The 12963-nt window shown below is 59.3% G+C and carries 16 protein-coding genes; 13 read left to right on the top strand and 3 right to left on the bottom strand.

Going from position 1 to position 12963, the window contains the following annotated elements; translation table 11 throughout:
- Positions 1-413: 413 nt before the first annotated feature.
- Genes JFU04_RS19590 through JFU04_RS19560 form a run of 7 tightly spaced genes read left to right on the top strand, consistent with a single transcriptional unit; the run spans position 414 to position 7377 of the window.
- Entirely contained in the window at positions 414-1370 is a 957-nt protein-coding gene (locus JFU04_RS19590) for a sugar ABC transporter substrate-binding protein (RefSeq protein ID WP_065903701.1), read from the top strand.
- Positions 1371-1427: 57 nt separating this feature from the next.
- On the top strand, positions 1428-2981 hold the full coding sequence (locus tag JFU04_RS19585; RefSeq protein ID WP_065903699.1) for a sugar ABC transporter ATP-binding protein: 1554 nt from the start codon (positions 1428-1430) through the stop codon (positions 2979-2981).
- The gene (locus tag JFU04_RS19580; RefSeq protein ID WP_010209107.1) at positions 2978-3955 is read left to right on the top strand and encodes an ABC transporter permease; all 978 of its coding nucleotides are present in this window, start codon (positions 2978-2980) and stop codon (positions 3953-3955) included. The genes JFU04_RS19585 and JFU04_RS19580 overlap by 4 nt, the downstream gene beginning before the upstream one ends.
- 3 nt (positions 3956-3958) lie before the next feature.
- A complete protein-coding gene (locus tag JFU04_RS19575) occupies positions 3959-4981 on the top strand; it encodes a LacI family DNA-binding transcriptional regulator (RefSeq protein ID WP_065903694.1) in 1023 nt (340 codons plus the stop codon).
- A gap of 23 nt (positions 4982-5004) precedes the next feature.
- Complete coding sequence (rbsK, locus tag JFU04_RS19570) at positions 5005-5922, top strand: ribokinase (RefSeq protein WP_201145442.1); 918 nt, start codon at positions 5005-5007, stop codon at positions 5920-5922.
- Complete coding sequence (rbsD, locus tag JFU04_RS19565; protein ID WP_065903671.1) at positions 5919-6323, top strand: D-ribose pyranase; 405 nt, start codon at positions 5919-5921, stop codon at positions 6321-6323. Before rbsK ends, rbsD begins: the two co-directional genes overlap by 4 nt.
- Positions 6324-6348: 25 nt before the next feature.
- A complete protein-coding gene (locus tag JFU04_RS19560) occupies positions 6349-7377 on the top strand; it encodes a nucleoside hydrolase (RefSeq protein ID WP_106803199.1) in 1029 nt (342 codons plus the stop codon).
- A gap of 33 nt (positions 7378-7410) precedes the next feature.
- Here JFU04_RS19560 and JFU04_RS19555 read toward each other — a convergent pair whose 3' ends face one another.
- Positions 7411-7623, bottom strand: coding sequence for a hypothetical protein (locus tag JFU04_RS19555; RefSeq protein WP_010209115.1), 213 nt, complete (start codon positions 7621-7623; stop codon positions 7411-7413).
- 171 nt (positions 7624-7794) lie between these two features.
- On the opposite strand from JFU04_RS19555, the gene JFU04_RS19550 reads away from it, so the two are divergent.
- Together JFU04_RS19550 and JFU04_RS19545 are read left to right on the top strand one after the other, a co-directional pair.
- Positions 7795-8103, top strand: coding sequence for a hypothetical protein (locus tag JFU04_RS19550; protein WP_201145440.1), 309 nt, complete (start codon positions 7795-7797; stop codon positions 8101-8103).
- Positions 8104-8247: 144 nt separating this feature from the next.
- Complete coding sequence (locus JFU04_RS19545; RefSeq protein ID WP_065903659.1) at positions 8248-8568, top strand: I78 family peptidase inhibitor; 321 nt, start codon at positions 8248-8250, stop codon at positions 8566-8568.
- Between the two features lie 74 nt (positions 8569-8642).
- Here JFU04_RS19545 and JFU04_RS19540 read toward each other — a convergent pair whose 3' ends face one another.
- Both JFU04_RS19540 and JFU04_RS19535 read right to left on the bottom strand, forming a co-directional pair.
- A complete protein-coding gene (locus JFU04_RS19540) occupies positions 8643-8855 on the bottom strand; it encodes a cold-shock protein (RefSeq protein WP_003234260.1) in 213 nt (70 codons plus the stop codon).
- Positions 8856-9144: 289 nt separating this feature from the next.
- On the bottom strand, positions 9145-9459 hold the full coding sequence (locus JFU04_RS19535) for a hypothetical protein (protein WP_106803200.1): 315 nt from the start codon (positions 9457-9459) through the stop codon (positions 9145-9147).
- A gap of 367 nt (positions 9460-9826) precedes the next feature.
- Between JFU04_RS19535 and thrS the strand changes: the two genes are divergently transcribed.
- Genes thrS through rplT form a run of 4 tightly spaced genes read left to right on the top strand, consistent with a single transcriptional unit; the run spans position 9827 to position 12942 of the window.
- The gene (gene thrS / locus JFU04_RS19530; RefSeq protein ID WP_065903656.1) at positions 9827-11749 is read left to right on the top strand and encodes a threonine--tRNA ligase; all 1923 of its coding nucleotides are present in this window, start codon (positions 9827-9829) and stop codon (positions 11747-11749) included.
- Complete coding sequence (gene infC / locus JFU04_RS19525; RefSeq protein ID WP_169850653.1) at positions 11749-12300, top strand: translation initiation factor IF-3; 552 nt, start codon at positions 11749-11751, stop codon at positions 12298-12300. The genes thrS and infC overlap by 1 nt, the downstream gene beginning before the upstream one ends.
- A 60-nt stretch (positions 12301-12360) precedes the next feature.
- Positions 12361-12555 carry a 50S ribosomal protein L35 gene (rpmI, locus tag JFU04_RS19520; RefSeq protein ID WP_002553160.1) on the top strand — a complete coding sequence of 65 codons (195 nt, stop codon included), beginning with the start codon at positions 12361-12363 and terminating at the stop codon, positions 12553-12555.
- 30 nt (positions 12556-12585) lie between these two features.
- Positions 12586-12942 carry a 50S ribosomal protein L20 gene (rplT, locus tag JFU04_RS19515; protein ID WP_002553161.1) on the top strand — a complete coding sequence of 119 codons (357 nt, stop codon included), beginning with the start codon at positions 12586-12588 and terminating at the stop codon, positions 12940-12942.
- Positions 12943-12963 lie beyond the last annotated feature (21 nt).

The raw sequence follows: 12963 nt of genomic DNA, 5'->3' as shown, positions 1-12963 counted from the left end.
ACTTATTTTGTTGTTTTGAGTGCGTTCGAACCCCCTTCGTCCGGCTTTCCGAACATTGGCCGCGATTGCGTTCGGTTGTCCGAAAGGGCGCACTGGTTCCATGAAGGCGGTGGCGAATGATCTGGCAAGGCCTGTCGTTTTAGAGAACGAAGGGCAGGTCGCGATGTTTAATCTCGCGCCTTGCACACTGCGAGGCCAGGCGCTAGAGGGCTTGGATGAAAGACCGGTTTCTACCGTTGACAAATCTCGACAAGGTTCTCATAGTTTGATTAACGCAAACGTTTGCGAGATGTTTCACGGCGCACTCCTGGAGTAACGTGACAGCTCGTATCAGCCACCCCGGGTGGGAGGGCTGCCGAAGCACTCTTCGGTGCAAGCGTTGCTCACAATAATCATAAGATCGGAGTGAACCCATGAAGCTGCCATTCGCTGGACGTCTTCTTGCTGTCGCTGTGCTTGCTGCCGCATCCGCCGTTTTACCTCTTTCCTCTGCATTCGCCGATGACGCCGCCAAACCCAAGGTTGGCCTGGTGATGAAATCCCTCGCCAACGAATTTTTCGTGACCATGCAGGACGGCGCCAAGGCTTATCAGAAAGACCACGCCGCCGATTTCGACATGATCACCAACGGTATCAAGAACGAAACCGATACCAGCGCGCAGATCGATATCGTCAACCAGATGATCCTCGCCAAGGTCAACGCCATCGTCATCGCGCCCGCCGATTCCAAGGCACTCGTGACGGTGTTGAAGAAAGCCTCCGATGCCGGCATCAAGGTGGTCAACATCGACAACCGCCTGGACCCGGACGTGCTGAAAAGTAAAAACCTCGACATCCCCTTCGTAGGCCCGGACAACCGCAAAGGCTCCAAGCTGGTCGGCGACTACCTGGCCAAGCAACTGGCCGCGGGTGACAAGGTCGGCATCATCGAAGGCGTACCGACTACCACCAACGCCCAGCAGCGCACCGCAGGCTACAAGGATGCGATGGACGCTGCCGGCATGAAGATCGTCTCGACTCAATCCGGCAACTGGGAAATTGACCAGGGCCAGAAAGTCGCCTCGGCCATGCTGAGCGAATACCCGGACCTCAAGGCCCTGTTGGCCGGTAACGACAACATGGCGCTGGGCGCGGTTTCCGCCGTGCGTGCGGCGGGCAAGGCTGGCAAGGTGCTGGTAGTTGGCTACGACAACATCGAAGCCATCAAGCCCATGCTGCAGGACGGCCGCGTCCTGGCAACCGCTGACCAGGCTGCTGCCCAGCAAGCTGTGTTCGGTATCCAGAACGCGCTCAAGCTGGTCAAGGGTGAGAAAGTCGATGCCAAAGATGGCGTGATCGAAACCCCGGTCGAACTCGTCCTCAAGAAGTAATCCTGGCAGCACCCAACAGCGCCCGCTCGTCCTGAGCGGGCGCCTGGAGATTTTCCTATGTCATCTTCCGCCCCGAACGCTGTCCTCTCGGTCAGCGGTATCGGCAAGACCTATGCCCAACCGGTTCTGTCCGACATCACCCTGACGCTCAATCGTGGGGAAGTGCTGGCGCTGACCGGTGAGAACGGCGCTGGTAAAAGCACGTTGTCGAAAATCATCGGCGGGCTGGTCACGCCGACGACCGGGCATATGCAGTTCAACGGCCAGGATTACCGTCCCGGCAGCCGCACCCAGGCTGAAGAACTGGGCGTGCGCATGGTCATGCAGGAGCTCAACCTGCTGCCGACGCTGACCGTGGCCGAAAACCTGTTCCTGGATAATCTGCCCAGCCACTGTGGCTGGATCAGTCGCAAGCAGTTGCGCAAAGCCGCCATCGAAGCCATGGCCCAGGTCGGCCTGGACGCCATCGACCCGGACACCCTGGTCGGCAGCCTCGGTATCGGTCACCAGCAAATGGTCGAGATCGCCCGCAACCTGATCGGCGACTGCCATGTACTGATCCTCGACGAACCCACGGCCATGTTGACTGCCCGTGAAGTCGAGATGCTGTTTGAACAAATCACCCGCCTGCAGGCCCGGGGCGTGGCGATCATCTACATTTCACACCGGCTTGAAGAACTCGCCCGTGTCGCCCAACGCATTGCGGTCCTGCGTGACGGCAAGCTGGTGTGCGTCGAGCCGATGGCCAACTACAACAGCGAGCAACTGGTCACCTTGATGGTCGGTCGCGAGCTGGGCGAACACATTGACCTGGGGCCGCGCAGCATCGGCGGCCCGGCCTTGACGGTTAAAGGCCTGACCCGCGCGGACAAGGTCCGCGACGTCTCCTTTGAAGTGCGTGCCGGCGAGATCTATGGCATCTCCGGCCTGATCGGCGCCGGTCGCACCGAGTTGCTGCGCCTGATCTTCGGCGCCGACCTGGCCGACAGCGGCACGGTGGCCCTGGGTTCGCCGGCCCAAGTGGTGAGCATTCGTTCGCCAGTGGACGCGGTCGGCCATGGCATTGCGCTGATCACCGAGGATCGCAAGGGCGAAGGCCTGCTGTTGACCCAGTCCATCAGCGCCAATATCGCCTTGGGCAACATGCCGGAAATCTCCGGCGGCGGCGTGGTCAACAGCCGCGACGAAACCGCCTTGGCCAAGCGCCAGATCGACGCCATGCGTATCCGCAGTTCCAGCCCGGCGCAGCTGGTGTCGGAGCTGTCGGGCGGCAACCAGCAGAAAGTCGTGATTGGCCGCTGGCTGGAACGCGACTGCTCGGTGATGCTGTTCGACGAGCCCACGCGTGGCATCGACGTGGGTGCCAAGTTCGACATTTATGCCTTGCTCGGCGAATTGACCCGCCAGGGCAAAGCGCTGGTGGTGGTGTCCAGTGACCTGCGCGAACTCATGCTGATCTGCGACCGCATCGGCGTGCTGTCTGCCGGCCGCCTGATCGAGACCTTCGAGCGCGACAGCTGGACCCAGGACGAATTGCTCGCCGCCGCCTTTGCCGGCTATCAGAAACGTGATGCGCTGCTCAATGACGCAGTGCTTAGGGATACCCCATGAAAACAACAACTTCCCCCGGTAAAACTGGCGGCAACTTCTACGGCCTGGGCACCTACCTGGGGCTGGCGGGCGCGTTGCTGGCGATGATTGCGCTGTTCTCGGTGCTCAGCGACCACTTCCTGTCCTATGACACCTTCAGCACCCTGGCCAACCAGATTCCAGACCTGATGGTGCTGGCGGTCGGCATGACCTTCATCCTGATCATCGGTGGCATCGATCTGTCGGTGGGCTCGGTGCTGGCACTGGCGGCGTCAGCGGTCAGCGTGGCGATTCTCGGCTGGGGCTGGAGCGTCTTGCCGGCGGCCGTGCTCGGCATGGGCTGCGCCGCATTGGCCGGCACCATCACCGGTTCGATCACCGTGGCCTGGCGGATCCCCTCGTTTATCGTGTCCCTGGGCGTGCTGGAAATGGCCCGTGGCGTGGCGTACCAGATGACCGGTTCGCGCACCGCCTACATCGGCGACTCGTTTGCCTGGCTGTCCAACCCGATTGCCTTTGGGATTTCGCCGTCGTTCATCATCGCCTTGCTGGTGATCATAGCGGCCCAACTGGTGTTGACCCGCACTGTCTTCGGGCGTTACCTGATCGGCATCGGCACCAACGAAGAGGCCGTGCGCCTGGCGGGGATCAACCCCAAGCCGTATAAAATCCTGGTGTTCAGCCTCATGGGCCTGTTGGCCGGTGTGGCGGCCCTGTTCCAGATTTCACGCCTGGAAGCGGCGGATCCGAATGCCGGCTCCGGCCTGGAGCTGCAAGTGATTGCAGCGGTGGTTATCGGCGGCACCAGCCTGATGGGCGGACGCGGTTCGGTGATCAGCACTTTCTTCGGTGTGTTGATCATTTCGGTATTGGCCGCTGGCCTTGCGCAGATCGGTGCCACGGAACCGACCAAGCGCATCATCACCGGGGCCGTGATCGTGATTGCCGTGGTGCTCGACACCTACCGCAGCCAGCGCGCCAGTCGTCGAGGCTGAACCATGGCAACGATCAAGGATGTGGCAGCGCTTGCAGGCATTTCCTACACCACGGTGTCCCACGTGGTGAACAAGACGCGCCCGGTCAGCGAGCCGGTACGGATCAAAGTCGAAGCGGCGATCAAGCAGCTCGACTACGTGCCCAGCGCCGTCGCGCGTTCGCTCAAGGCCAAGACCACGGCAACCATTGGCTTGTTGGTGCCCAACAGCCTCAACCCATACTTTGCCGAACTGGCGCGCGGCATCGAAGATTATTGCGAGCGTAATGGCTACTGCGTGATCCTTTGCAACTCCGATGACAACGCCGAAAAGCAGCGCAGCTATTTGCGCGTGTTGCTGGAGAAGCGCGTCGACGGGTTGATCGTGACCTCGGTGGGCGGCGATGACAGTGGCCTCGCCGCCGGCTTGAGCGCGGTGCGCACGCCGATGGTGATCGTCGACCGGGCGCTGGACGGCATTGATGTCGACCTGGTGCGCATCGACCATGAGCAGGGCGCGTACCTGGCCACCCGGCATTTGCTCGAGCTGGGCCATCGGGACATTGCCTGCATCGGCGGCCCGGGCCATACCCGTGTCGCGCAGATGCGCCTGGCGGGGTATCACCGCGCGCTGCGCGAGGCGGGCGTCGAGGTGGCGGCTGATCGCGCGCAGGAAAGTGACTTCACCAGCACCGGCGGGTATGCCGCGGCGGTGAAGCTGCTGGCGGAAAACCCGCCCAGTGCGATTTTCGCCAGCAACGACATGATCGGTTTCGGCGTATTGCGCGCCGCTGCCGAGCGTAATATCCGTGTACCCGGCGAGCTGTCGGTGATCGGGTTCGATGACATTCAAATGGGTCGCTATGTCTACCCGGCGTTGACCACGGTCGGTCAGTCGATCGTGCAACTGGGCGAGACTGCTGCCGAGCTTTTATTGCGACGAATTGCAACACCCCAACTGCCGATCGATCAACGGATCGTGACGCCGAGCATCGTGTTGCGCGAGTCGACGGCGCCTATCGCCGGTACGTTTGCGCAATACCGCTGAACCGAATTGATGAGTACTGATGTATGCCAGCAAAAGTAGTGGTAGTAGGCAGCTTGAACATGGACCTGGTCACCCGTGCCAGCCGGCTGCCGCGTGCCGGTGAAACCTTGGTTGGCCAGACGTTTTCCACCGTGCCCGGCGGTAAGGGGGCGAACCAGGCTGTGGCGTCGGCGCGGCTCGGGGCAAAGGTCGCGATGGTCGGCTGCGTCGGCAGCGATGCGTATGGCACTCAGCTGCGTGACGCGTTGCTGGTGGAAGGCATCGATTGCCAGGCCGTCAGCACCGTAGATGGCTCCAGCGGCGTGGCGCTGATTGTGGTCGATGACAACAGCCAGAACGCCATCGTGATCGTTGCCGGCAGCAATGGTCAGCTGACGCCTGCTTCGTTGCAGGCGTTTGATGCCGTGCTGCAGGCGGCCGACGTGATCGTCTGCCAGCTGGAAGTGCCGATGGAGACCGTGGGTTATGCCCTCAAGCGCGGTCGCGAACTGGGCAAGACGGTGATCCTCAACCCGGCCCCGGCCAGCGCGCCCTTGCCGGCCGAATGGTACGCCTCGATCGACTACCTGATCCCCAACGAAAGCGAAGCCAGTGCGCTGAGCGGCGTGACGGTTGATTCCCTCGACAGCGCCAAGGTCGCTGCGACGCAGTTGATCAAGGCGGGCGCCGGTAAGGTCATCATCACCCTGGGGGCCCAGGGCGCGCTGTTTACTGACGGCCAAGTGTTCGAGCATTTGCCGGCACCCAAGGTCAAGGCAGTGGACACCACTGCGGCCGGCGATACGTTTGTCGGTGGCTTCGCAGCAGCACTGGCCAATGGCAAGCGCGAAGCCGAGGCGATTCGTTTTGGCCAGGTCGCGGCAGCGCTGTCGGTCACTCGTGCCGGTGCGCAACCCTCCATTCCCACGCTGCACGACGTACAAGGTTTTGTGCCCTCATGAAAAAGACCCCTCTGCTCAATATCGCCCTGTCGCGCGTGATCGCCTCCCTGGGTCACGGCGACATCCTGGTGATCGGCGATGCCGGCTTGCCGGTACCGCCCGGCGTCGAGTTGATCGACCTGGCGTTGACCCAGGGCATCCCGGATTTCATCAGCACCTTGCGCATCGTGCTCAGTGAGATGCAGGTGGAAAGCCATGTGCTGGCCGAAGAGATCCTGCTCAAGCAGCCGCCGGCGCTGGCCGAGCTCAATACGCTCACCGAACAGGCGGCCCTGGGTGAGCGGCGGCTGGTCAACCATGACGAATTCAAACAACTCAGCCGCAAGGCGCGCGCCGTGGTGCGCACCGGCGAATGCCAGCCTTACTGCAATATCGCGCTGGTGTCCGGCGTAACTTTCTAGAGTTCCCAACGACAAGGAGTGTTTTATGCAACGTGGTCTCCCAACCCTGAAAAATCTGTTTCGGAGTGTTCTGCTTTTGTCCGCGCTCACTGCTGCAAGCGCCCAAGCGGCGGAAAAAATCGACTTGATAATCGACACCGATCCTGGCGCCGATGATGTGGTGGCGTTGCTGTTCGCCATGGCCTCGCCGGATGAGTTGAATATTCGTGCGCTGACCACCGTCGCCGGCAACGTGCGCCTGGACAAGACTTCCCGCAACGCACGCCTGGCCCGCGAGTGGGCAGGGCGCGAGGACATTCCGGTGTACGCCGGTGCGCCACAGCCACTGCTGCGCACGCCTATCTACGCCGAGAACATCCATGGCAAGGAGGGGATTTCCGGGGTCACCGTGCATGAACCGAAAAAGGCCCTGGCTGACGGCAATGCCGTCGACTACCTGATCAAGACCCTGAGCACCGCCAAGCCCCACAGCATCACCATCGCCATGCTCGGTCCGCAGACCAACCTCGCACTGGCGCTGACCCAGGCGCCGGAAATCACCCAAGGCATCAAGGAAGTGGTGGTGATGGGCGGTGCGCACTTCAATGGTGGCAATATCACGCCCGTGGCCGAGTTCAACCTGTTCGCGGACCCGATAGCGGCCGAGATCGTGCTCAAGAGCGGGGTGAAGCTGACTTACCTGCCGCTGGACGTGACCCACAAGGTCCTGACCAGTGAAGCGCGCCTGAAACAGATCGCCGATATCAAGAACAACGCGAGCAAGATCGTCGGCGATATCCTGAATGAATACGTCAAGGGCGACATGGAGCACTACGGCATTCCCGGCGGCCCGGTGCATGACGCTACCGTGGTTGCCTACCTGCTCAAACCTTCGCTGTTCAGCGGCCGTGAGGTCAATGTGGTGGTGGACAGCCGTGAAGGCCCGACCTTCGGCCAGACCATCGTCGATTGGTACGACGGCCTGAAACAACCGAAGAACGCGTTCTGGGTTGAAAACGGCGACGCCCAGGGCTTCTTCGACCTGCTCACCGAGCGCCTCGCGCGCCTGAAGTAACGCTGCTGCCGGTCGGCGCTCGCCGACCGGTTCTTATTCGCGCTCGGGGTCGTGTGCGCCCATGTGGTCGGCCGGGTATTTCTCGAATATCTGGCCGATGAAGGCTTGCGCCGCCTGGGTGCCGAGTTCCTTGACCAGCAGGTCGATACCGATGATCGCCAATTCCTCCGGGCTTCCGGGGCTGTAGGAGCTCTGTCCTTGGGGCCACTTGGCTTTGATGTCGGCTTGGAGGGTTACGGTGGTCATGGAAATCTCACGGGGCTGAAAGTACTGGGCAATGCGCTGGAACGCGGTTCTCACGGGCGCAGTTAACCATTTTGCGCGGCGTTTGGCACTGCTACTTAGGCATCAAGCGCTTCGGCAGATGCCCAGCCCTGTGCGACACTGTGCGCCTGTCCAATTGCCGGGGAACACCGCGTGCAGATCGATTTGAACAACCCCGAGAACCTGACCCTGGCTGCCGTGCGTCAACTGATCGCCAGTGCCAGCGACGACGAACATACCCAGTTGCGGGTGACCAACGGCGGCATTGCCTACATCTCTTCCGGGAAGGCTGTGGGCGGCGTGGACATCGATGGGCTGCTGTTTCGCCTGGAAACCTGGGCCAAAGGCTCTGGTTACGTAGGCAATGTGGCGGCGAGCGATGAGGTATGGGTCACGCAGATTTTCAATGCGTTGAAGCAGAACTGGCCGAAGCCGCCGTTTGACTACATCGATATCTACTGATTGTTTTCATATCTGGTCACGATTGACCGGGCGAATGCCTGTGCAGAGTCAGGCAGACTTGCCCAGCGGCGGTTTACGTCTTGAAACCAATCCGCGCGACTGCTGTCGCACGATCTCTGTCCATTTTTTATCATAGGAGGCTTCATGCCTTGGAAGCTCGCATCATTCGGTACTTTGTTGGCAGCACTCGCGTTGGCGGGTTGCAGCACCCAGGGTGCCTCTGAGCCAGCCAAAGACGCCGCCGTGGCCGATGCCGGTCATAGCCGCTGTGAGTCGAAGGCCGCCGAATTCACGATCGGCCAGAAAGCTTCGCCCCAGTTGCTGGAGCAGGCCCGTACCCGTGCCGGTGCGCAGAACGCGCGCATCCTCAAGCCCAACGATATGATCACCCTGGAATACCGCTCCGATCGCTTGAACCTCAACACCGACGATAACCTGGTGATCACGCGGGTCAACTGCGGCTGATAGCCTGCCGGTTTTTGCAGCGCGCATAAAAAACCCCGTCACATGGACGGGGTTTTTTTTAGCTCAGCGGAGAATTACTCGCCGCGAACCTGTGCAGCTTGCATACCCTTTTGGCCTTTCTCAGCCACGAAGGAAACGGTTTGGCCTTCTTTCAGGCTTTTGAAACCGTCGCTTTCGATAGCTTTGAAGTGTACGAACAGGTCGTCACCGCCACCTTGAGGAGTGATGAAGCCGAAGCCTTTTTCATCGTTGAACCATTTAACGGTGCCGGTTTGGCGATTAGACATGGTGTATCTCCAAGAAACATATATTTTCAGTAGTGCTGTGCTGCTCAGGCCAACTGGGCACACTGGGCTATCATAGTCGAAATGTTCGACTTGGGAGCCCCCCCAAGGCATTGTTTGCTAATCAATAGCGTTGCGTTTAGTGCTGTTCTTGGCTGAAAGCCCCGATCTACGGGGCTTTAGCACGAAATATCAGCTGTTAAAAAAAGCCGTAAAAGCTGCGTAATTTGTGCGAAATGGCAGTTTTCAGGCCTTTTTTTCAGCAAAACGACCGTCTGATTTCGGGTCGTAGTTACTTTTTCTTCACGACTTTGCACGACGTAATCGCCGCGACTGCCTTGTTCTTGAGCGCAGGATCCGCGTTCTGATTGGTCATCAGCTCCTTGATCTCGGCAGTGCTCAATTCTGCGTTGATCTTGTCGGCGCCACATTCGCAATGGTCTTTGGCAGTTTTGGCGTCCACGTTCTGTTGGGCGGCTGCACTGCAGTCTCTGACGAAGCTGTCACGGGCGCCGGCTGGCCAGTTGGATGGGGCTGCAGCCTGCGCGCCGAGGGAAAGGAGGCTCAGGGTAGCGGCGAGAGCGAGGGTAGAGGTGAAACGCATCATGGGATGCTCCTTTGGGTCGAGGACGAACGGCGATTCTCAGTGGGTTTGAGGCATGGCGTACAGCTCAAGTTCACTTTTGCAGCTATAAAGGCCGTAATTTGCGTTTACGCAGGATGCCGTCGGCGCGATGACCGTTCATCTGTGCTAGCATCTTGCGCTTGGCGAATTCCGGGCGTGCCAATTGCCGCCTTGCCATGTTTCTTTTTAGCTCACTCCAGTCACTCTGGTTCGATTATCGGTTGGCCGAAAGGCTCCTGCCGCTGTAAGGCAGGCGTTCATCACTGAACGGCCTGGTGTTGGATCTTGTACTGGCTCATCCCAACCCACGTGACCTTTGGTAGGGGTCACCACTAGGAGAGGAGGCGCCATGCCAACTATTACTCTTCCCGACGGCAGTCAACGTTCATTCGATCATTCGGTTTCCGTAGCCGAGGTCGCCGCATCCATTGGTGCAGGCCTGGCCAAGGCCACCGTGGCCGGCAAGGTCGACGGCAAGCTGGTGGATGCCAGCGACCTGATCACCCGTGACGCCAGCCTGCAAATCATCACGCCCAAGGATCAAGAGGGGCTGGAGATCATTCGCCACTCTTGCGCGCACTTGATTGGCCATGCGGTCAAGCAGCTGTACCCGACCGCGAAGATGGTGATCGGCCCGGTCATCGAAGAAGGCTTCTATTACGATATCGCCTACGAGCGTCCTTTCACCCCGGACGACCTGGCGGCTATCGAGCAGCGCATGCACGCGCTGATCGAAAAAGATTACGACGTGATCAAGAAGGTCACGCCGCGCGCCGAAGTGATCGACGTGTTCACCGCCCGTGGCGAAGACTACAAGCTGCGTCTGGTGGAAGACATGCCGGACGAGCAGGCCATGGGCCTGTATTACCACGAAGAATATGTCGACATGTGCCGTGGCCCGCACGTGCCGAATACACGCTTCCTCAAGTCGTTCAAGCTGACCAAGCTGTCCGGTGCCTACTGGCGCGGCGACGCGAAGAACGAGCAGCTGCAGCGGATCTACGGCACTGCCTGGGCTGACAAGAAGCAGCTGGCGGCCTACATCCAGCGCATCGAAGAAGCTGAAAAACGCGATCACCGCAAGATCGGCAAGCGCCTGAACCTGTTCCACCTCCAGGAAGAAGCGCCGGGCATGGTGTTCTGGCACCCGAACGGCTGGACCCTGTACCAGGTGCTCGAGCAATACATGCGCAAGGTTCAGCGCGAAAACGGCTACCTGGAGATCAAGACTCCACAAGTCGTTGACCGCAGCCTGTGGGAGAAATCCGGGCACTGGGCCAACTACGCCGACAACATGTTCACGACCCAGTCGGAAAACCGCGACTACGCCATCAAGCCGATGAACTGCCCGTGCCACGTGCAGGTGTTCAACCAGGGCCTGAAGAGCTACCGCGAGTTGCCGATGCGCCTGGCCGAGTTCGGTGCCTGCCACCGTAACGAACCCTCGGGTGCGCTGCACGGCATCATGCGTGTGCGCGGCTTCACCCAGGACGACGCCCACATCTTCTGCACCGAAGAGCAGATGCAGGCCGAATCCGCCGCGTTCATCAAGCTGACCATGGATGTCTATCGCGATTTCGGCTTTACCGAAGTCGAAATGAAGCTGTCCACTCGTCCGGAAAAACGCGTCGGTTCCGACGAGCTGTGGGATCGCGCCGAAGCTGCCCTGGCCGCAGCGCTAGACAGTGCGGGCCTTGCGTACGACCTGCAGCCGGGCGAGGGGGCCTTCTACGGGCCGAAGATCGAGTTCTCGCTGAAAGATTGCCTTGGCCGTGTCTGGCAATGTGGTACCTTGCAGCTCGATTTTAACCTGCCGATCCGTCTGGGAGCCGAATACGTCTCCGAAGACAACAGCCGTAAACACCCGGTTATGCTGCACCGGGCGATCCTCGGCTCGTTCGAACGGTTCGTCGGGATCCTGATCGAGCACTACGAGGGTGCATTCCCTGCGTGGCTGGCTCCGACCCAGGCAGTGATCATGAATATCACTGATAAACAGGCAGATTTTGCCGCTGAAGTTGAAAAAACTCTCAACGAAAGCGGATTTCGTGCCAAGTCCGACTTGAGAAATGAAAAGATCGGCTTTAAAATCCGCGAGCATACTTTGCTCAAGGTTCCCTATCTTTTGGTTATCGGAGATCGGGAAGTCGAGATGCAGACTGTCGCTGTGCGTACTCGTGAAGGTGCTGACCTGGGCTCGATGCCCGTCGCCCAGTTCGCTGAGTTCCTCGCGCAAGCGGTTTCCCGGCGTGGTCGCCCAGATTCGGAGTAATTATTATTAAGCGTGAAATGAGACAAGATAAACGAGCTGCACCGAAAGCCCCGATCAACGAGAATATCTCGGCACGCGAGGTTCGGTTAATTGGCGCTGACGGCGAGCAGATTGGCATCGTCTCGATTGATGAAGCGCTTCGTATCGCTGAAGAGTCCAAATTGGACCTGGTGGAAATCTCTGCCGACGCAGTCCCGCCTGTTTGCCGGGTGATGGACTACGGCAAGTCGATCTTCGAGAAGAAGAAGCAGATTGCTGCGGCGAAGAAAAACCAGAAGCAGATTCAAGTAAAAGAAATCAAGTTTCGTCCAGGGACGGAGGAAGGGGATTACCAGGTAAAACTGCGCAACCTGGTACGTTTCCTGAGTGATGGGGACAGGGCCAAGGTATCCTTGCGATTCCGCGGCCGTGAGATGGCCCACCAGGAGCTGGGGATGGAACTCCTCAAGCGGGTTGAAGCTGACCTGCTCGAGTACGGTTCGGTCGAACAGCATCCTAAGATGGAAGGACGCCAGCTGATCATGGTCATCGCCCCGAAAAAGAAGAAGTAATCAACAGGGCACGGCAGGCCTTCTGATTATGTTTATCAACTGAATGCGGAGTATCCGAACATGCCAAAGATGAAGACTAAAAGTGGTGCTGCTAAGCGGTTTCTGAAAACTGCTAACGGTATCAAGCACAAGCACGCTTTCAAGAGCCACATCCTGACCAAAATGTCGACCAAGCGTAAGCGTCAACTGCGCGGTAGCAGCTTGCTGCATCCGTCTGACGTGGCAAAAGTCGAGCGCATGCTGCGCCTTCGTTAATTTTTGGATCAAGAATAGAGGAAGTAACTCATGGCTCGTGTAAAGCGTGGCGTCATTGCCCGTAAACGTCACAAAAAAATTCTGAAACTTGCTAAAGGCTACTACGGCGCACGCTCACGCGTATTCCGTGTTGCCAAGCAAGCGGTAATCAAGGCAGGCCAATACGCCTACCGTGACCGTCGTCAGAAAAAACGTCAGTTCCGCGCTCTGTGGATCGCTCGTATCAACGCTGGTGCTCGTGTTAACGGTCTGTCCTACAGCCGTTTCATCGCTGGCCTGAAAAAAGCGTCCATCGAGATCGACCGTAAGGTTCTGGCTGATCTGGCAGTGAACGAAAAAGCGGCGTTTGCTGCGATTGTCGAGAAAGCTAAAGCCACCTTGGCTTAAGTACCCCCGACAGTCACCCTG

It is taken from the genome of Pseudomonas sp. TH21, from assembly GCF_016651025.1.
Taxonomy (GTDB): Bacteria; Pseudomonadota; Gammaproteobacteria; order Pseudomonadales; family Pseudomonadaceae; genus Aquipseudomonas; species Aquipseudomonas aylmerensis.
Note: the sequence above shows the minus strand (reverse complement) of the source record. Positions and strands in the feature narration are given on the sequence as shown.